This window comes from Streptomyces sp. NPDC042201, assembly GCF_055582185.1.
In genome coordinates this window covers 122,631-141,763 of the sequence record NZ_JBVJDS010000012.1, presented here as the reverse complement: position 1 = coordinate 141,763, position 19,133 = coordinate 122,631, and the positions used below count along the sequence as shown (strand labels likewise).

The 19,133-nt window shown below is 70.4% G+C and carries 17 protein-coding genes; 12 read left to right on the top strand and 5 right to left on the bottom strand.

Annotation, left to right across the window (positions count from 1 at the left end; translation table 11 throughout):
• The first annotated feature begins 67 nt into the window (after positions 1-67).
• The 3 genes from aceE to ACZ6MZ_RS27070 all read left to right on the top strand — a co-directional run bounded on the left by aceE (position 68) and on the right by ACZ6MZ_RS27070 (position 4,883).
• Positions 68-2,737 (top strand): pyruvate dehydrogenase (acetyl-transferring), homodimeric type, encoded by a 2,670-nt coding sequence (gene aceE / locus ACZ6MZ_RS27080; RefSeq protein WP_384181715.1) that lies wholly within the window; start codon positions 68-70, stop codon positions 2,735-2,737.
• Between the two features lie 134 nt (positions 2,738-2,871).
• Positions 2,872-3,837 (top strand): helix-turn-helix transcriptional regulator, encoded by a 966-nt coding sequence (locus tag ACZ6MZ_RS27075; protein WP_469354901.1) that lies wholly within the window; start codon positions 2,872-2,874, stop codon positions 3,835-3,837.
• A 131-nt stretch (positions 3,838-3,968) separates the two neighbouring features.
• Positions 3,969-4,883: a FadR/GntR family transcriptional regulator gene (locus tag ACZ6MZ_RS27070; protein ID WP_469354899.1), complete on the top strand. Its 915-nt coding sequence runs from the start codon at positions 3,969-3,971 to the stop codon at positions 4,881-4,883.
• Here ACZ6MZ_RS27070 and ACZ6MZ_RS27065 read toward each other — a convergent pair.
• A complete protein-coding gene (locus ACZ6MZ_RS27065; RefSeq protein ID WP_469354897.1) occupies positions 4,875-5,099 on the bottom strand; it encodes a hypothetical protein in 225 nt (74 codons plus the stop codon). The two genes, ACZ6MZ_RS27070 and ACZ6MZ_RS27065, sit on opposite strands and share 9 nt — an antisense overlap.
• A 265-nt stretch (positions 5,100-5,364) precedes the next feature.
• Here ACZ6MZ_RS27065 and ACZ6MZ_RS27060 point away from each other — a divergent pair, with 265 nt between their 5' ends.
• Positions 5,365-6,225 carry a GntR family transcriptional regulator gene (locus tag ACZ6MZ_RS27060; protein ID WP_384334218.1) on the top strand — a complete coding sequence of 287 codons (861 nt, stop codon included), beginning with the start codon at positions 5,365-5,367 and terminating at the stop codon, positions 6,223-6,225.
• A 103-nt stretch (positions 6,226-6,328) separates the two neighbouring features.
• On the opposite strand, the gene ACZ6MZ_RS27055 is transcribed toward ACZ6MZ_RS27060, so the two are convergent.
• Positions 6,329-7,246 (bottom strand): SDR family oxidoreductase, encoded by a 918-nt coding sequence (locus ACZ6MZ_RS27055; RefSeq protein ID WP_384181725.1) that lies wholly within the window; start codon positions 7,244-7,246, stop codon positions 6,329-6,331.
• Between the two features lie 165 nt (positions 7,247-7,411).
• Here ACZ6MZ_RS27055 and ACZ6MZ_RS27050 point away from each other — a divergent pair, with 165 nt between their 5' ends.
• The gene (locus ACZ6MZ_RS27050; protein WP_384181772.1) at positions 7,412-7,933 is read left to right on the top strand and encodes a DUF4240 domain-containing protein; all 522 of its coding nucleotides are present in this window, start codon (positions 7,412-7,414) and stop codon (positions 7,931-7,933) included.
• 7 nt (positions 7,934-7,940) lie between these two features.
• Here ACZ6MZ_RS27050 and ACZ6MZ_RS27045 read toward each other — a convergent pair whose 3' ends face one another.
• Positions 7,941-8,444, bottom strand: coding sequence for a GNAT family N-acetyltransferase (locus ACZ6MZ_RS27045; protein ID WP_389789053.1), 504 nt, complete (start codon positions 8,442-8,444; stop codon positions 7,941-7,943).
• 35 nt (positions 8,445-8,479) lie between these two features.
• Here ACZ6MZ_RS27045 and ACZ6MZ_RS27040 point away from each other — a divergent pair, with 35 nt between their 5' ends.
• Together ACZ6MZ_RS27040 and ACZ6MZ_RS27035 are read left to right on the top strand one after the other, a co-directional pair.
• Complete coding sequence (locus ACZ6MZ_RS27040) at positions 8,480-9,379, top strand: TIGR01777 family oxidoreductase (RefSeq protein ID WP_469354894.1); 900 nt, start codon at positions 8,480-8,482, stop codon at positions 9,377-9,379.
• Positions 9,380-9,669: 290 nt separating this feature from the next.
• Complete coding sequence (locus ACZ6MZ_RS27035) at positions 9,670-11,019, top strand: NAD(P)/FAD-dependent oxidoreductase (protein ID WP_469354892.1); 1,350 nt, start codon at positions 9,670-9,672, stop codon at positions 11,017-11,019.
• A gap of 59 nt (positions 11,020-11,078) precedes the next feature.
• On the opposite strand, the gene ACZ6MZ_RS27030 is transcribed toward ACZ6MZ_RS27035, so the two are convergent.
• A complete protein-coding gene (locus ACZ6MZ_RS27030) occupies positions 11,079-12,530 on the bottom strand; it encodes a regulator (protein ID WP_389789049.1) in 1,452 nt (483 codons plus the stop codon).
• Between the two features lie 317 nt (positions 12,531-12,847).
• Here ACZ6MZ_RS27030 and lipB point away from each other — a divergent pair, with 317 nt between their 5' ends.
• From lipB to ACZ6MZ_RS27010, 4 genes are all read left to right on the top strand, one after another.
• Positions 12,848-13,645 (top strand): lipoyl(octanoyl) transferase LipB, encoded by a 798-nt coding sequence (lipB, locus tag ACZ6MZ_RS27025; RefSeq protein WP_384181735.1) that lies wholly within the window; start codon positions 12,848-12,850, stop codon positions 13,643-13,645.
• Positions 13,646-13,823: 178 nt separating this feature from the next.
• Complete coding sequence (gene lipA, locus ACZ6MZ_RS27020; protein WP_384181737.1) at positions 13,824-14,789, top strand: lipoyl synthase; 966 nt, start codon at positions 13,824-13,826, stop codon at positions 14,787-14,789.
• Positions 14,790-15,056: 267 nt separating this feature from the next.
• Positions 15,057-15,320 (top strand): SCO2195 family GlnR-regulated protein, encoded by a 264-nt coding sequence (locus ACZ6MZ_RS27015; RefSeq protein WP_469354889.1) that lies wholly within the window; start codon positions 15,057-15,059, stop codon positions 15,318-15,320.
• Between the two features lie 10 nt (positions 15,321-15,330).
• Complete coding sequence (locus tag ACZ6MZ_RS27010; RefSeq protein WP_386877874.1) at positions 15,331-16,029, top strand: DUF4191 domain-containing protein; 699 nt, start codon at positions 15,331-15,333, stop codon at positions 16,027-16,029.
• A gap of 74 nt (positions 16,030-16,103) precedes the next feature.
• Here ACZ6MZ_RS27010 and ACZ6MZ_RS27005 read toward each other — a convergent pair whose 3' ends face one another.
• Entirely contained in the window at positions 16,104-16,583 is a 480-nt protein-coding gene (locus tag ACZ6MZ_RS27005) for an RDD family protein (protein WP_384181743.1), read from the bottom strand.
• A 221-nt stretch (positions 16,584-16,804) separates the two neighbouring features.
• On the opposite strand from ACZ6MZ_RS27005, the gene glnA reads away from it, so the two are divergent.
• On the top strand, positions 16,805-18,214 hold the full coding sequence (glnA, locus tag ACZ6MZ_RS27000) for a type I glutamate--ammonia ligase (RefSeq protein ID WP_389791529.1): 1,410 nt from the start codon (positions 16,805-16,807) through the stop codon (positions 18,212-18,214).
• Positions 18,215-19,133: the final 919 nt, after the last annotated feature.

Here is a 19,133-nt window from a genome sequence, read left to right as displayed (position 1 = left end):
GCCCATCGCCCTGTCCTGCCAGACAAGGCCTCTTCTCCACCCCCCTCCTGTCCGGAAGGCGGCGATCATGCCCGACCCCGTAGGCAAACTTCCGAGCGAGCTCGACCAGCTCCCGGACCGTGATGCCGAGGAGACCGCCGAGTGGGCGGCCTCGCTCGACGCCGTCACCGAGCACGCAGGACCGCACCGTGCCGCGTACCTGATGCGCCGTACCCTCCAGCACGCCGGATCGGCCGGGGTTCCCGTACCGGCGCTGCTGGAGACCGACTATGTGAACACCATCCCGACCGCCGCCGAGCCCGCCTTCGACGGCGACGAGGCGATGGAGTCCCGGATCACCGCCTGGAACCGCTGGAACGCGGCCGCGATGGTCACGCGCGGCGCCCGCTACGGCGTCGGCGGCCATATCGCCACCTTCGCCTCCGCGGCCTGGCTGTACGAGACCGGCTTCAACCACTTCTTCCGCGGCAAGGAGGGGGACGGCTCCGGCGACCAGCTCTACATCCAGGGCCACGCCTCCCCCGGCATCTACGCCCGCGCCTTCCTCGACGGACGGCTGACCGAGACGGACCTGGACCACTTCCGCCAGGAGGCGGGCGGCAAGGGACTGCCTTCGTACCCGCACCCGCGGCGGCTGCCCTGGCTCTGGGAGTTCCCCACCGTCTCGATGGGCCTCGGCCCGCTCTCCGCGATCTACCAGGCGCGGTTCAACCGCTATCTGACCAACCGCGGCATCAAGGACACCTCCGCCTCGCACGTGTGGGCGTTCCTCGGTGACGGCGAGATGGACGAGCCCGAGTCGACGGCCGCCCTCGCCCTCGCGTCCCGTGAGCGGCTGGACAATCTGACCTTCGTCATCAACTGCAACCTGCAGCGTCTCGACGGTCCCGTCCGCGCCAACTTCAAGATCGTGCAGGAGCTGGAGGCCCAGTTCCGCGGCGCCGGCTGGAATGTCATCAAGTCGCTGTGGGGCTCCGCCTGGGACGAGCTGTTCGCCCTGGACACCACGGGCGCGCTGGTACGCCGGCTGCGCCAGGTCCCCGACGCGCAGTTCCAGACGTACGCGACCCGCGATGTCGCCTATATCCGCGAGCACTTCTTCGGCGCCGAGCCGGCCCTCGCCGAACTGGCGAAGCTGCTGTCCGACGCGAAGATCGCCGAGTGTTTCTTCACCTCACGCGGCGGCCACGAGGCCCGCAAGGTGTACGCGGCCTACCGCGCGGCCCTGGCCCACGAGGGCGCCCCGACCGTGATCCTCGCGCAGACCGTGAAGGGCTACACGCTCGGCTCGGGCTTCGAGTCACGCAACGCCAACCACCAGATGAAGAAGCTCTCGGGCGAACAGTTCCGCACCATGCGGGACCTGCTCGGCCTGCCCATCCCGGACGCGAAGCTCGACGACAGTCTGGTGCCGTACGGCCACCCCGGCGCCGACTCCCCCGAGGTGCGCTACCTCCAGGAGCGCCGCGCCGAGCTCGGCGGGCCCGCCCCGGCCCGCCGGGTGCACGCCGTCGCGCTGCCCGACCCGTCCGAGAAGCCGTTCCAGGCGGTCTACAAGGGCTCGGGCAAGCAGTCCGTGGCGACCACCATGGCGTTCGTCCGGCTGATGAAGGACCTGATGCGGGACAAGGAGACCGGCAGGCGCTGGGTTCCGATCGTCCCGGACGAGGCCCGCACCTTCGGTATGGAGGCGCTCTTCCCGTCCGCCGGCATCTACTCGCCGCTCGGCCAGACGTACGACCCGGTCGACCGCGACCAGATCATGTACTACAAGGAAGCCAAGGACGGCCAGATCCTCAACGAGGGGATCACCGAGGCCGGTTCGATGGCGGACTTCATCGCCGCGGCGACGTCGTACGCGACGCACGGCGAGACGATGATCCCGTTCTACATCTTCTACTCGATGTTCGGCTGGCAGCGCACGGGCGACCAGATGTGGCAGCTCGCCGACCAGCTGGGCAAGGGCTTCATCGTCGGCGCCACCGCGGGCCGTACGACCCTGACGGGCGAGGGTCTCCAGCACGCGGACGGCCACTCGCACCTGATCGCGTCCACCAATCCTGCCTCGCTGAACTACGATCCGGCCTTCGCGTACGAGATCGCGGTCATCGTCAAGGACGGTCTGCGCCGGATGTACGGCCCGGACGCGGAGGACGTCTTCTACTACCTGACGGTCTACAACGAGCCGATGCCGCAGCCCGCGATGCCGGAAGGCGTCGAGGAGGGCATCCTCAAGGGCCTGTACCGCTTCAAGGAGGGCACCCCGGCCGCGGCCGACGCCCCCCGCGCGCAGCTGCTGGCGTCCGGTACGGCGATCCACTGGGCCCTGGAGGCGCAGGAACTGCTCGCCGCCGACTGGGGAGTCACCGCCGACGTCTGGTCCGCCACGTCCTGGGGCGAGCTGCGCCGTGACGCGCTGGCGGCCGACGAGGCACTGCTGCGCGGTGAGGAGCGGGTGCCGTACGTGACGCGTGCGCTGTCCGGTGCGCCGGGCCCGGTCCTCGCGGTCAGCGACTGGATGCGCCAGGTCCCCGACCAGATCAGCCAGTGGGTCGAGCAGGACTACTCCTCGCTCGGCACGGACGGCTTCGGGCTGTCCGACACCCGCGAGGCGGCCCGCCGCCACTTCGGGGTCGACGCCCGGTCGATCGTGGTCGCCGCGCTGGCGCAGCTCGCCCGCCGGGGCGAGGTCAAGCCGGAGCGGATCGTCGAGGCCCGCGAGCGCTACGGCCTCTGAGCCCTTGCCTCTGACCCGTCGCCACGGATTCTTCGCCTCGGGATCCTTGGCCTCGGATCTCTTCGGCCGCTGCCTGTTCGCATCGTGGGAGCCCCTGTCGCCGGACGACAGGGGCTCCCCTGCATGATGGGGGCATGCGCGCTGCCCGGCTGATCAAGATGGTGCTCCTGCTCCAGTCAAGGCCGTCCATGACGGCGGCCGAGCTGGCCCGTGAGCTCGCCGTCTCCGAGCGGACCATCACCCGGGACGCCCAGGCGCTCTCCGAGGCCGGGGTTCCGGTGTACGCGGACCGGGGCAGGTGCGGCGGCTACCGGCTCGTGGGCGGTTATCGCACCCGGCTGACCGGTCTCGCCCGCGGCGAGGCCGAGGCGCTGTTCCTCTCCGGAGTGCCGGGCGCCCTGCGCGAGATGGGGCTCGACGATCTCTCGTCCGCGGCCCGGCTGAAGGTGTCCGCGGCGCTGCTGCCGTCCCTGCGGGACGCCTCGGACTCGGCGGCGCAGCGTTTCCATCTGGACGCGCCGGGCTGGTACCAGGAGCCGGAGACGCCCGAGCTGCTGCCGGTGATCGCCGAGGCGGTGTGGGGCGACCGGCTGCTCTCGGCGCGCTACCGGCGCCAGGACACCGAGGTGGAGCGGGAGCTCGCCCCGTACGGTCTGGTGCTCAAGGCGGGGGTCTGGTATCTCTGCGCCGGTGCCCAGGGGGCGTTCCGGGTCTACCGGATCGACCGGTTCACCACTGCGGAGCCCATGCAGGAACGTTTCGTCCGGGATGAGTCATTCGATCTGCCCGGGTTCTGGGAGGAGCGGGCCGCGCAGTTCGCGCGCTCCCTGCTGCGTACGGAGATCGTGGTGCGGCTCTCGGCGGAGGGCGTCCGGCGGCTGCCGTATGTCGTGGACCGCGCGGCCGCCCGCGAGGCGATCGAGGCGGCGGGCCCGCCGGACGGCCAGGGGCTGCTGACCGTCACCCTGCCGGTGGAGGCGGAGGAGGTCGCGTACACCCAGCTGATCACGCTGGGCCCCGAGGCGGAGGTCCTGGAACCGGCCGCGCTGCGCGGCCGGTTCGCGGAGACGGCGGAACGGATGCGCGCGCTCTACGGGTGACGACGCGTCTCCGTACGGCACACACCCGGGCCCCAATGGCAGGAACTTGGCAGAGCCGGGGCGACCTTCTCCGGCAACCCTCCCCCATTGGCAGGCTGTTGTAGAGTTCGGCTGTGCCTGGAGACAGCGCCTTGACCGACGGACAACGGCGTCCGCGGGATGTGGTGGCGGACGCGCTGCGCGACCACATCTCCGAAGGAGGGCTGCGTGTCGGCGATCGGATTCCCACGCAGGCGGAGCTGAGCGAGCGGTACGGCGTCCCGCGCGGAGCCGTCCGCAGGGCGCTGGAGATCCTGGAGCACGAGGGCCTGATCAAGCGGGCCCAGCAGGGCACCCCGCCGACCGTCGCGCGGACCACCCCCGCCCCGGCCACTCACCCCCAGCAGCCGGCCGGCGCCGCCGCTGTCCCCACGCCACGGCGCCATCCGCCGCGGCCCGCGGGGGTGTTCCTGGGGGAACGGGTCGCCCACTGCTTCCGGCAGCGGCAGGTGACCATCGACGCGTACTGCCTCAACGGCGAGACCCTCGCCTCCGCGCTCGCGGGTCCGCTGGTCACCCTCGGCACCGCCGGCGTACGCAGCCCGGAGCGGATCACCGTACGGATCCTGCTGCCGAACGCCGATGACCCGCTGGCGCTGCCCCAGGTCGTCGGGGAGCCGGAGAACACCCGCCCGCGCGAGCGGCTCAGGGAGACCACCGGCCATATCTACGGCTCGCTGCGCCACTCACTGCGCATGCTCAAGGTCCGCGGTCTGGTCCCCGAGGTCACGGTCGAGGCCAGGAAGGTGTCGATCGTGCCGACCCAGAAGGTCTACATCCTCAATGGCGAAGAGGTGCTGGCCGGCCATTACCAGGTGCAGTCACGCCGGGTGGACCTCGACCGGGAGGACCCGATCGAGATCTACGACATGCTCGGTGTGGAGGGCATGCTCTTCCGGCACACGGCGGTCGCCGACGACCATGTCACCACGGCCTATGTCGACCAGACCCAGCAGTGGTTCGACTCGCTGTGGGACACCATCGCGGTGCCGTGGGACTCACCCTGAGGCGATGAGCAGCAGCACCAGCAGCACCGAGGCCGCGCAGAGCAGATTGGCGGTCAGGGCCTCGTCCTGCCGTGCGGTCCCGGCGGCACGGGCCGCCCGGACCAGCAGGACACAGAGCAGCACGCCCAGTGTCCCTTCGGGACCGACAGCCGCCGCCAACTGCGTGGCCTGGAAAAACAGTTCTATGAACGACTCCGTACGTGTCAGTGCCCCCATGGCATCTCCTCCGGTTCGGTTTCGGCCCTGCGTGGACGGGACACCCTGCGGTTGGCACCCTGTTGGCAGGAGAATGCTGCGGAGAGAAGGCCAATGGTCGGGTATCTGTTCTCCTTCTCTTACCCCTCGGTAATGGCAGCCATTGGGCTGCAACGCGGGCAGCCTGACCGGCCGACCGGTCATCTCACCGCCCAGCGGGGCCGGTTGACCGGCGGATGCAGCTATCTGTCGCATGGTGAACGGGAGTTGTAGCCTCGCCCCTGTGATGCCCAGCGATCAGAGAGACGGCGAGGATCCCCCTCAATACCGCTCCATCGCGGACGATCTCCGCAGACAGATCCTGGAGGGGCAGCTGTCGGCAGGCGACGCGCTGCCCAAGCAGCACCAGCTCCAGCGCCGTTACGGAGTGGGCCGGGGCACCATCCAGAGCGCCCAGCAGATGCTGCGCGACGAAGGGCTCCTGGAGGACGGGGCGCCCGGCCGGGCCGCCCGGGTTGCCAATCGGACGACCAACCTCCAGCCATTGGCGCACCACATCACCCGGGCCTTCGCCGCCCGGCATGTCACCCTCGATGTCTGGTCGCTGACCACGGAACAGCTCAGCAAGGCGGTCCAGAACCAGGTCGAGGCCATCAGGGAGGGCCACCAGCGCCCGCCGGAGTCGATCACCGTACGGGTCCTGCTGCCGGATCTGGTGACCGGCCATCCGTATCCCCGTCATGTCGACGACCCCCACGACCCCCGGCCGCTGCTGAGGCTGCGGCATGTCATCCGGACGTACGCGGGGGCCCTGGAGCACTCCCTGACCCTGCTGGCCGAACGGGGGCTGGTCGAGCAGGTCTCCGTGGCCATCCGGGGGCTGCCGACGATCCCCGGGGAGAAGCGCTATCTGATCAACGGTACGGAGATGCTGACCGGCTACTACTGGCTGGAGCGGGGCCAGATGCAGAACAACCCGGACGGCGCCTCGCTCGATGTGCTGGAACTGCGCAGCGGTGACCTGTTCGCGTCCTCACTGGCCGCCGAGGGGACCAGTGCGCTGGAGCGGGCAAGGTTCGCGCAGGTCAAGCTCTGGTTCGAGTCCCGCTGGGAACAGGTCGCCCAGCCCCTGGCGCTCGGCGACTGAGGAGGCATGACAGCCACGTCGGGCCCGTAGACACGACGGGCACGTCGGGCATGACAGCCACGTCGGGCACGGCCACTCACCGCGGCGTGTCAGGCGCGGCGGCTCACCGGTAGTCGCTCACCCGCACGTCCTTCCCGCCGGTCGCGACCTCCGCGAAATACGCCCAGGCGTCCGGGCTGCTGCCGTCCGCGTCGGTGAACCCGTACTCCTTCGCGAGCCGGCCGCTGGAGAGCGACCGGCCGTTCCAGCGCCGCTTGTCCGGGTCCGCGGCGAGCCGCGCGACCGCCAGACCGACCAGGAGCGGTGACTCGGAGATCGCGAAGTGCGGGCTCTTCGCGACGGCGTCGCGCCAGTTCTCCTCGCTCACGCCGAAGTGATCGAGCATCTGCTCGGAGCGGAGGAAGCCCGGGGAGACCGAGACCGCCGTACCGCCGACGTCCTTGAGGTCCTCGCCGAGGGTGAAGGCCATTCTGATCGGGGCGTTCTTGGCGAGGTCGTAGTAGAAGTTCTCGCGGAATCCCTTGTTCGACTCGGCCGTGCCGTCGGTGACCTCGACGACCAGGCCGCCCGGCCGGCGGACCAGCAGCGGGAGGGCGCAGCTGCTGGTGATGGCGTGGCTCTTGACGCCCAGCTCCAGCATCCGCAGTCCGCGGTCGAGCTCCGTCTCCCACATCTTCTTGCCGAACTCGACGAGGTGCTCCCCGCCCCAGACGTCGTTGACCAGCACATCCAGCCGGTCATGATCCCGCTCGATGCGCGCGACCAGCGCCCGGACCCGCTCCGGCACCAGATGGTCGGTCGGTACGGCGATCCCCTCGCCGCCCGCCGCCGTGACCAGCTCCGCCGTCTCCTCGATGGTCTCCGTGGCCCGGCCGACCTCGCTGATCCTGTCCCGGGTCGTCCGCCCGGTCGCGTACACCGTGGCGCCGGCCGCGCCCAGCTGTACGGCGATGGCCCGGCCCGCGCCCCGGGTCGCTCCCGCGACGAGTGCGATCTTCCCCGTCAATGGCTTGGCTGCCATCCGTCACCTCCGTTGTGTGTTCGTGCGTTCACGCGTTCATGCGTTCCTCTAGACCCGCCGACCGTCGCACGAAAAGGCGACATCTTCTGTCCGGCTTACGAAACGCCGGGCATTTCGGCGGCTCCGCGTGCGCGGCCCTCCGCCAAGCACGATGCTGTACCCGTGATGGACGAGACGGAGTTCTGGGAGATCATCGACAGCACCCGAGAGGCCGCCGACGGCGACCCCGAGGACCATGCCGATCTGCTGGTCGAGCGGCTGCTGCAGCTCGACCCCGACTCCGTACTGGACTTCGCGCGGCACTTCGAGTCGCGCTACAGCCGCGCGTACCACTGGGATCTGTGGGGCGCGGCCGCCGTGCTGCTCGGCGGGGCGAGCGACGACGCCTTCGACTACTTCCGGTGCTGGCTCATCGGGCAGGGCCGCGAGATCTTCGAGGGCGCGCTGCACGACCCGGACAGCCTGGCCGAGCTGCTGGACGAGTTCGACGAGGATCTCGACGGGGACGGCGAGGAGCTCGGGTACGCGGCGGACGAGGCGTACGAACAGCTGACCGGGGTGGTGGCGCCCGATCTGGGGATCGCGGCTCAGCCGGCGGAACCGGAGGGCACTCCGCTCGACTTCGAGGACGAAGCGGCGCTGGCGGAGCGGTTCCCCCGGCTCTCGGAGCGCTTCGGGAACGAGTAGGCCGCACTCACCGCGTCAGCGTGAGCGCCATGAGCACGTCGTCGACGAACGCGCCGTCCAGACAGAACTCCCCCGGCAGCACGCCCTCGACGACGTACCCCTCCGCCTCGTAGAGCGCGCGGGCCGGGGCGTTGTGCCCCAGCACGCGCAGCGTCAGCCGCCGCGCCCCCTGGTTGCGCGCGTGCAGGGTGGCGGCGCGCAGCAGGGCGCGGCCCACGCCGCGGCCGCGTGCCCACTCGTGCACCGCCAGCCCCTGTATCTGCCGTACATGCGCGTTGCTCGCGAGCGGTGTGGGCCGCACCACCCGGATGTACCCGGCGATCCGGTCGTCGGCCCCGCCGGCCTCGGCGACCAGGAAGTCCTCGGGCCGGTGCTGGGCGTCGAAGAACGGGCCGAAGGGCGGCTGCGGCCTCGGCGTCACGGCGTGCAGCGGCGACCAGGTCTCCCGGTCGAGTTCGGCCAGGGCTCCGTCGTCCGAGCGGACGGCTGGGCGTATCTGCGGTTCGGACATGGCGCAACTGTGCCACGGCGCGGTCCGGGGGCAGGATGGACGCCATGAAGATCGCGGTCACCGGTTCCACCGGGCTCATCGGTACGGCTCTTGTACGTTCCCTGCGCGCGGACGCCCATGAGGTGCTCCGTCTGGTGAGGCATCCCGCGCGGGCCGCCGACGAGGTCGAGTGGGATCCCGTACGGCAGCGGGTCGACGCGCGGGGCCTCAGCGGCTGCGACGCTGTCGTCCACCTCGCGGGCGCGGGGATCGGCGACCGCCGCTGGACCGAGGCGTACAAGAAGGAGCTCCGGGACAGCAGGCGCCTCGGTACGGCCACGATCGCCGAGGCCGTCGCCTCGCTCGACGAGCCGCCGCGGGTGCTGGTGAGCGGGTCCGCCGTCGGCTTCTACGGCGACACCGGGGACCGGAAGGTGGACGAGAACGCGCCTCCGGGCGGTGACTTCCTCGCCTCGCTCTGTGTGGACTGGGAGGAGGCGGCCGCGCCGGCGGAGGAGGCGGGCGTACGGACGGTGTTCGCGCGTACCGGTCTCGTGGTCTCCCGTCAGGGGGGTGCCTGGGGGCGGCTCTTCCCGATCTTCCGGGCCGGTCTGGGCGGGCGGCTCGGTTCGGGACGGCAGTACTGGAGCTTCATCTCGCTGCACGACGAGGTGGCGGCGCTGCGGCATCTGATCGATACGGAGACGCTGGAGGGTCCGGTGAACCTCACGGCGCCGGAACCGGTCACGAACCGCGAGGTCACGGCGGCGATGGGGCGGGTGCTGCGCCGGCCCACGCCGTTCCCGGTCCCGGCGGCGGCGCTGCGGGTGGCGCTCGGCGACTTCGCGTCGGACGTCCTGGGCAGCCAACGGGTCGTACCGGCACGCCTGTTGGAGTCGGGCTTCACCTTCGCGTTCCCAACGATCGACGAGTCGATCCGGGCGGCGGCCCGCTGACGTCGTCGGGTGGGGGGCCGGTGGTCCCCCAGGCCCGGCCGCCCCGGCCGGGCGGCGCCCCCGTGCACCCCCGATGCCTCAGTGACCCCTCACACGCGCGCCCGCCCCGGCCTCGTTCCCTTTCTACGCTCGACCCGGACTTGGGCATCGCGGGAGCCTGATGCGGGCATCAGCTCCCCACCAGCCGCGCCGACCTCGGGGAGGGGCACGTGCTCAGCACCGCACATGACGGGACCGCACATGACGGGACCGCATCTCACACGACCGCACCTCACGCGACCGCGGACCACATGACCGCAGACCACACGGCCGCAGACCACACGGCTGCGGACCACACGACCGCGGACCACGCCGACGTCGTCATCATCGGCGCCGGAATCGCCGGCCTGTCCGCGGCTCATCAGCTGACCAGCGCCGGTGTCACCGTCAGCGTCCTGGAGGCCGCCCCTTACGTGGGCGGTCGTATGACCACCGACCAGGTCGACGGTTTCCTGCTCGACCGCGGCGGACCGCTGCTCAACACCGCCTATCCGGAGCTGCTCCGCATCCCGGGCCTGGAGGGCGCCGCCCTCCGGATGTTCTCGCCGGGCGTGCTCGTGCACAGCGAAGGACGGAACTACCGGACCGGTGCGACAGGGAGCGCACGGAGCGCACTCACGGCGGCACGCGCCCTGGCGAGCGCCCCCCGGCCACCGCTCGGCGGGGCGCTCGATCAGGCCCGGCTCGGCGCGGCCCTGGGCCGCCTCGCCGCGACGCCGACGCCGCGCCTCATGTCCCGCCCGGAACGCACCGCGTCCGAGGCCCTGTCCGCCCGCGGTCTGCCCGCCCGTACGGTCAGCGGCTTTGTCCGCCCGCTGCTGTCCGCGCTGCTCTGCGACCCGGACCTCACCACGTCCAGCCGCTGCGCGGACCTCGCGCTGCGCGCCTTCGCCCGCGGCCGGCTGTGCGTCACCGCGGGCGGCGCGTCCACGCTGCCCGAGCTACTGGCCCGGACACTGCCGGAAGGCACCGTACGGACGGATGTCTGTGTGACGGACGCGTCGATCAACTGCGTGACGACCAAGGAGCACGGCGAGATCACCTGCCGCTCACTGGTCCTGGCGACCGGCGCGCGCGCCGCGGCCGAGCTGCTGCCGGGACTGCGGGTGCCGGACTTCCACCCCGTGACGGTCCTCCATCACACGGCGCCCGCAGCCCCGTTGACCGATCCGGCGCTGCTGCTGGACGCCGACCGGGGCGGACCGGTCGCGCACACCGCCGTGATGAGCGCGGTCGACGCCTCGCGCGCCCCGGACGGCCGCGTACTGATCTCCTCGACGGTGCTCGGCACCCCTCCCCCGGCGGACGAGCTGGACCGTACGGTCCGCGCGCATCTCGCCCGGCTGTACGGGACGCCGACCGACGACTGGGAGCTGCTGGCCGTCCACCACGACGCGGAGGCGGTGCCCGCCATGCCCCCGCCGCACGATCTGCGCCGCCCGGTTCGGCTGCTGTCCGGTCTGTACGTGTGCGGTGACCACCGCGACATGAACACGGTCCAGGGCGCGCTGTTCTCGGGCCGCAGGGCCGCGCACGCGATCCTGCGCGACCTGGGCGTGAAGCCCGCGTACGGGACGGTGCCGCTGCCCGCGGTGGCGTAGGGCGGCCCGCGCCCGGGTTCGGCTGAGGCGTGGCCACGGTCACGGCCACGACCCACGGCTCAGCCGAACGACGCGACCCGGTCGCGATAGTTCCGTACAGCCGCCGCGTCCCGGTACGGCTCAAGGCGCCGCTCGAACTCCCGTACGTACTCCACCGCCCGCGCCGACCTCATCTCGCCGGCTTGCTGGGCCGCCTCGGCGCCCAGCAAGCACGCCTGATCCAGCTCGCCAAGTCCCAGCCGGGCGGAGGCGAGTACCACCCGGCAGAAGAGGCGGCTGCGAGCGTACGCCGGGGCGCGCAGCTGGAGGGAGCGCTCGGCGTACTGCACGGCGGTGCGGTACTGCTGGAGATCGAGGTGGCAGTGGCCGAACTCGTCCGCGAGCTGTGCCTCGTCGAAGAAGCGGGCCCAGTGCGGTACGTCGTCGCCGGGCCTGGCCGTCTCCAGGGCCCGTTCGGCCCGGACGAGCGAGGCGGTGCACGCGCGTACCTCGCCGAGCACGCCGTGTCCGCGGGCCTCTGCGGAGTGCAGCAGGGCCTGTACGACCGGGGGTGCGGACGCTCCGATCCCCTGCTGGGCGACGCGCGTCAGCTGGACCGCTTCGCGGCCGTGGCCGAGATAGACGGCCTGCCGGCTCATGGTGACCAGGACGTACGAGCCGTAGGCGCGGTCCCCGGACGCCTGGGCGAGCCGCAGGGCCTGGACGAAGTAGCGCTGGGCGAGGCCGTGCGCCGCGATGTCGTACGAGGTCCAGCCCGCCAGCCGGGTCAGATCAGCGGCCACGGCGAAGAGGCGGCGCCCGGTGGCCTCCCCGTACCGGCCGCGGAGCATCGGCTCGGCCTCGTGTTCGAGATAGCGGACCAGCGCCTGACGGGCGTGGCCGCCGCCGTAGGCGTGGTCGAGGGTGCGGAAGAGGTCGCCCACCGAGCGCAGGGCGGAGATGTCGCCGGCGGTGACCTTCTGGCCGGTCGTCCGTTCGGTGCGCGGCCGGGGGACGCCGGGCGCCGGGGGGCGCACCTGGACGGGCACCCGGGAGCCGGTCTGCGGCGCGAGGTCGGGGTGGCCGACCCGCTCGTCGGCGCGTCCGATCAGCCAGTCGCGGCTGGGGACCACCAGGCCCGCCGGGGTGAACGCGATCTTGCGCAGTTCGGCGTGGCTGCCGGAGTCCTTGCGCCACAGCCCGGCGACGATGTCGACGGCCTCCTCGGGCGTGGAGGCGAATTCCAGGCCCGCGTAGACCGGGGCGCAGGCGTCCAGGCCCAGGTCCTGTGCGGAGAGCCGGCGGCCGAGCCGGCGGGTGAAGACCTCGGCGATCAGTGCCGGGGTGGTGCCGCGGGGCTGCTGCCCGCGCAGCCAGCGCGTCACCGAGGTTTTGTCGTACCGCAGATCGAGGCCGTGTTCGAGACCGAGCTGATCCACCCGGCGGGCGAGACCTGCGTTGGAGAATCCGGCTTCTGCGATGAGCGCGGCGAGCTGGCGGTTGGGGCTGCGCTGCGGAGGTCGTTCCGACATCAGCTGTACGGTCTCCTGCCTTCCGGGCCCCGGGAGCAGCCCTCATGGAACGGCGCGAATTTAGCGGCCGAAATGGCTCCCACCGGCACGTTCGCGCCACATTTCATCCGATCGTGTGAGGATCGATGGCGCCGCTGACGGAGACGGACGGGAGCCGACGGAGGCGGGGGCGGGGGCAGGGCGGAGGCGGGGCGGAGGTCGGGGCGAAGGCGGGAGCGGGGGCGCCGTGGAGCACCTGCCCGGCTGTCCGTCCGGGAGCCGCCGTACAGTGGCGGGGCGTGATAAGTGCACGGTGAAGGTTCTAAGGAGGCAGTGCCGTGAGCGAGCTGCGGTACGTCCATCTGGGGTTCGGCGAGGAATCCGTCGACTACCTGGAGGCATGGCAGGAGCAGCGCCGGGTCCACGCGGCCCGCTTCGCGGACGAGATTCCCGACACCTGTCTGCTGCTGGAGCACCCGCCGGTCTACACCGCCGGGCGGCGTACGGCGGACAGTGAGCGCCCCTTGGACGGCACCCCTGTCGTCGATGTGGACCGCGGCGGGAAGATCACCTGGCACGGTCCCGGCCAGCTCGTGGGCTACCCGATCCTCAAACTGCCGCGTCCGGTGGATGTCGTGGCCCATGTCCGGCGCCTCGAAGAGGCCCTGATCCGTACGGTCGCGGACTTCGGTCTGGAGACGACCCGGATCGAGGGGCGCAGCGGTGTGTGGGTGCTCGGGGATCCGGTGGAGCGGCGGCCGAAGCTGGGCGGTCTCGCCCTGGACTTCGACCCCCGGCTGGCGGACGAGGAGTTCGACGCGCGGCTGAACGGCCCCGAGTACGCCCCGTCCAACGCCGGCCAGCGCCGGGAGGACCGCAAGCTCGCGGCGATCGGCATCCGGGTCGCCAAGGGCGTGACGATGCACGGCTTCGCGCTGAACGTGAACCCCGACAACACCGGGTTCGACCGGATCGTGCCCTGCGGGATCCGGGACGCGGGCGTGACCTCGCTCTCGTACGAGCTGGGCCGTGAGATCACGATCGCGGAGGTCCTCCCCGTACTGGAGGGGCATCTGCGGGAGGTGCTGGAGCACGCGGAGCCGAAGCCGCGCGAGACCGAAGGCGCGAGCGCCTAGGAGCCGTTGGCGGACCCCGTAGCGGATCCGGCGGACTCCTTGGCGGGCCCTTGCGCCACATGGGGGAATGCGCCTCTCTGGCCACTGGTTGGCCAGACGTAATGCCACGCAAATAACGGGCGTAACCTGGTGTTCGCCGAAGAATCGAATGCCGCGCCAGCACAGAGAGGGGCCGGACGTGTCCGCTGTCGCACCCGACGGACGCAAGATGCTGCGTCTGGAGGTCCGGAACAGCCAGACCCCCATCGAGCGCAAGCCCGAGTGGATCAAGACCCGGGCGAAAATGGGGCCTGAGTACAACCAGTTGCAGAAGCTCGTGAAGAGCGAGGGGCTGCACACGGTCTGCCAGGAGGCCGGCTGTCCGAACATCTTCGAGTGCTGGGAAGACCGCGAGGCGACCTTCCTCATCGGCGGTGACCAGTGCACCCGGCGCTGTGACTTCTGCCAGATCGACACGGGCAAGCCGCAGGCGCTGGACCGTGACGAGCCGCGCCGGGTGGGCGAGTCGGTCGTCACGATGGACCTGAACTACGCCACGATCACCGGTGTCGCTCGCGACGACCTGGAGGACGGCGGCGCCTGGCTGTACGCGGAGACGGTGCGCCAGATCCACACCCAAACGGCGGAGCGGGCGGCCGGCGGTACCAAGGTCGAGCTGCTGATCCCCGACTTCAACGCCGTGCCGGAGCAGCTGGCCGAGGTGTTCTCGTCCCGTCCCGAGGTGCTCGCGCACAATGTCGAGACGGTGCCGCGGATCTTCAAGCGGATCCGTCCCGGCTTCCGGTACGAGCGTTCGCTCGAAGTGATCACGCGCGCCCGTGAGGCGGGCATGATCACCAAGTCCAATCTCATCCTGGGCATGGGCGAGACCCGGGAAGAGGTCAGCGAGGCGCTGCGGGACCTGCACAGCGCGGGCTGCGAGCTGATCACGATCACCCAGTATCTGCGTCCGTCCGTACGGCACCACCCGGTCGAGCGCTGGGTGAAGCCGCACGAGTTCGTGGAGCTGAAGGACGAGGCCGACGAGATCGGCTTCTCCGGCGTGATGTCGGGTCCGCTGGTGCGTTCCTCGTACCGTGCGGGCCGGCTGTTCCAGCAGGCGATGGAGCGGCGCGGCGCGGCGGTCGCCGGCCACACGCCGTAAGTCACGGCTTGAGTCACGGCCTGAGTCACGGCGTGTGAATCCGAGCACAAGCGGCTACTCGACGGTAGAGGCCGGTCGTGACGCGGTCCGTACGTCCCCCCAGGTAGGGGCGGCGTACGGGCCGCGTCCGCTTTTGCGGGGCCCGTATCAAGGTTTCATTCGCGTTTGACCAGCAGGTCATGCCCTGGTAACACCAGTCAGTGACGCTGGTTCAACGCACCGCACACCCGTCACACCTCACTCGTCACACGCTCAGAGGGGACCGCCATGCAGGTCGCGCCGGTACGACCCATCACCGAAGCAAGGGCGGCAGCCACCCGCACCACCCCTGCCCCGACCCCCGTCACTGCCCTGTCCTCGGTCTCCGGCGCGCTGCGCGCCGTGGAGTCCCTCCTCCTGAGCGGCGGCCAGCGCACGGCCCGTCGCAACGCCTGGACGGCCGTCCTTGAGGACCGCCGCCGGGCCAAGGACCGGGTCGAGGCACAGCACGTACTGGAGGCGGTGTCGGAGCGCACCTCCCACGCCACGTAAACTCCTGGGCATGGCGAGGAAGGAAAACGCAGACACTACTGCGAACCCAGGGCGACTGAAGCAGATCGCCCTTACCTACAAGATGACCCGGCGGGCCGACTCGAAGGTCGGTCTTGTCGTCGCGGGTGTGGGAATCGTCACCTTCGGTGTCTTCCTCGCGATCGGCTTCTTGATCAACCACCCCATCTATCTGGGCATCCTGGGCTTCATCCTGGCGTTCCTCGCGATGGCGATCATCTTCGGCCGGCGTGCCGAGCGTGCCGCCTTCGGGCAGATGGAGGGCCAGCCGGGTGCGGCCGCGGCCGTCCTGCAGAACGTGGGCCGTGGCTGGACCACGACGCCCGCCGTGGCGATGAACCGCAGCCAGGACGTCGTCCACCGGGCCGTCGGCAAGGCGGGCATCGTACTGGTGGCCGAGGGCAACCCGAACCGGCTGAAGGGCCTGCTGGCGGCCGAGAAGAGGAAGATGGCGCGCATCGTGGTGGATGTCCCGGTGCACGACATCATGGTCGGCGACGGCGACGGCCAGGTGCCGCTGAAGAAGGTCCGTACGACCATGCTAAAGCTGCCCCGGGTCCTGACAGGCCCGCAGGTGACGGCGGCCAACGACCGGCTGCGGGCGATGGGCGACCTGATGAGCAACATGCCGCTGCCGAAGGGTCCGATGCCCAAGGGCATGCGGATGCCGCGCGGCGGAAAGATGCGCTGACCGCACATACACATGCACATACACACTAAAGAGGGCGGTCCGGAACGCGCGTTCCGGACCGCCCTCTCCACGTCCTACGGCTTCGACTGGATACGTACCTGTACGGCGCGGGCGAGGCGGTCGTGCAGTCCACGTCCGTCGCGGTCCCAGATCAGCGCCGGGATGGCCAGGCAGAGCAGCAGGCTGCGCACGAGCACCCGGCCCATGCCGAGCCTGCCGCCGTCCTCGGCGACGACCCGCAGGCCGAACAGGCGCTTGCCGGGGGTGGAGCCGACCGTACCGACGGTGAGCACGCTCAGTACGAAAAGGACGCCGAGCGCCCAGTTGCCCGATGCCTGCCAGTCACCCCGGGCGAGCAGCCCGTATGCGATCAGCAGGCACAGCGCCCAGTCGACGGCGAGGGCGCCGAGGCGCCGTCCTGGCCTCGCGACCGAGCCAGGTCCCTGCTCCGGCAGACCGAGCCGTTCACCCCGGTAGCCGAAGTCGACACCCATGTCCTCGGCGGCCGCGCGCGGTCCCGACAGCCACGATCCGATTGCTTGCCTGTTGTCCACCCGTCCACGGTACTGGGGGCGCGTTCGCGTCCCCGGACGGGGGGCGCGAAGCCGTCCTCCGCCCCCGCGCGCACCCGGGCTGGTTAACTTCAGCGAAACAAATGGGTCATGCTTGAGAAATCCTGGAAACCTATGGTCGGGTCCAGCGTGTGCCACCGCACTGGCCGCACGACCGAGCGATAACCCCCGTCCCTCCCCGGGTCGGGAGGAGGAGGAGCTGGATGTTCCAGAACGCCGACGACGCCAAGAAGTTCATCGCGGACGAGGACGTCAAGTTCGTCGACGTCCGCTTCTGCGATCTGCCTGGCGTGATGCAGCACTTCACGATCCCGGCGAAGGCGTTCGACCCGAATGAGGAGCTGGCTTTCGACGGCTCGTCGATCCGCGGCTTCCAGGCCATCCACGAGTCGGACATGGCGCTGCGCGCGGACCTGTCGACGGCCCGGGTCGACGCGTTCCGCCGCGACAAGACGCTGAACATCAACTTCTTCATCCACGACCCGATCACGGGCGAGCAGTACAGCCGCGACCCGCGCAACATCGCCAAGAAGGCCGAGGCCTACCTCGCCTCCACCGGCGTCGCGGACACCGCCTACTTCGGCCCCGAGGCCGAGTTCTACGTCTTCGACAGCGTGCGCTTCAACACCACCGCGAACGAGGGCTTCTACCACATCGACTCCGAGGCCGGCGCCTGGAACACCGGCGCGGTCGAGGACAACCGTGGCTACAAGGTCCGCTACAAGGGCGGTTACTTCCCGGCCCCGCCGGTCGACCACTTCGCCGACCTGCGCGCCGAGATCTCCCTGGAGCTGGAGGCTTCCGGCCTCCAGGTCGAGCGCCAGCACCACGAGGTGGGCACCGCCGGCCAGGCCGAGATCAACTACAAGTTCAACACGCTGCTCGCCGCGGCCGACGACCTGATGCTCTTCAAGTACATCGTGAAGAACGTCGCCTGGCGCAACGGCAAGACCGCGACCTTCATGCCCAAGCCGATCTTCGGTGACAACGGCTCCGGCATGCACGTCCACCAGTCCCTGTGGCAGGGCGGCACCCCGCTCTTCTACGACGAGCAGGGCTACGCGGGCCTGTCGGACACCGCCCGCTACTACATCGGCGGCATCCTGAAGCACGCCCCGTCACTGCTGGCCTTCACCAACCCGACGGTGAACTCGTACCACCGCCTGGTCCCCGGCTTCGAGGCCCCGGTCAACCTGGTCTACTCGCAGCGCAACCGCTCCGCCGCGATGCGCATCCCGATCACGGGCTCGAACCCGAAGGCCAAGCGCGTCGAATTCCGCGCCCCGGACCCGTCCTCGAACCCGTACCTGGCCTTCTCCGCCCTCCTCCTCGCGGGCCTGGACGGCATCAAGAACAAGATCGAGCCGGCCGAGCCGATCGACAAGGACCTCTACGAACTCGCCCCCGAAGAGCACGCGGGCGTCCCCCAGGTCCCCACCTCCCTCCCGGCAGTCCTCGAAGCCCTGGAAGCAGACAACGAGTACCTGCAGGTGGGCGGCGTCTTCACGTCGGACCTGATCGAGACGTGGATCGACTACAAGCGCACCAAGGAAATCGCCCCCATCCAGCTCCGCCCCCACCCGCACGAGTTCGAGCTCTACTTCGACATTTAGGAAGGCCCCAGGTCAGAGCGGCTTTTCGCTCCCCTGGGCCGTCCATGGGCCGTCGGCCGCGTTCCTTACTCGCTGAGGAACGCGGCCGACGGCCCTTTTTCGCGCTGCGATCACGCCGACGCAGATGGAGCGAGGCATACCGTAGGTTGTCGGTTCGAACCCGGCAGGGCTTCCCAGGAACTCCGGCTCGGACCTGGTCCGAGCTGGGGTGGTCCCCTTGCTGGCCTAGCAAGGGGACCACTCTCGCGGGCTACTGGGCGAGCGACGCTCCTACGGAGGAGGCAGGAGCGGACTTGCTCGGTGGCTCACTTTTGCGCTCTGTCGCGTTCACCCAGAACAGAGCGACTGCGACGCAGCAAACGCAAAGGAATGCCAGGAACACGAGGCGCTGCTTCTGTACTTGCGCCACGCGTCCTTTCGCGTCGTGGGCGATGATCTCGTCAAAACTGCACGCCTCGCAAACGGCGGGATCTTGGCCTCAGTTGCTCCCCCGCCCGTGGCAGTGCGTACCGTCGCGAAGTCGCTCTGACCAGCGACTGAGGAGTTCCATGGACGCTCACGAACACGCGCGGAGCTCTCTGACTTTGTGTCAGCAACGGTGAGGGCCGCCACCCCACTCGGTTGGCGGCCCTCAGCCGTGCCCCTGGCCATGCGTGCCGAGCCGTCGCCCACGTTCTCTTTGAACAGCTGTCGCAACAGGCCCTGTTGGGCCGGTCAGCGCAGGTCGTCCACCAACAGGTTGAGGGTGGCCTCTTCGTGGAGGGCGGTGCTCAGCGGCTCCATGGCGGGCGCGAGGTCGGCGCGTCCCAGCCCGCCTCGATCGGCTCGCCTGAGGGGGGAAGCGGGGGATGCGCTGAGCCTGTGTGCGGGCGGCGTCGGGTGCGCCTCACGGCTTGCTTGCTTGCGTCACAGATGGTCC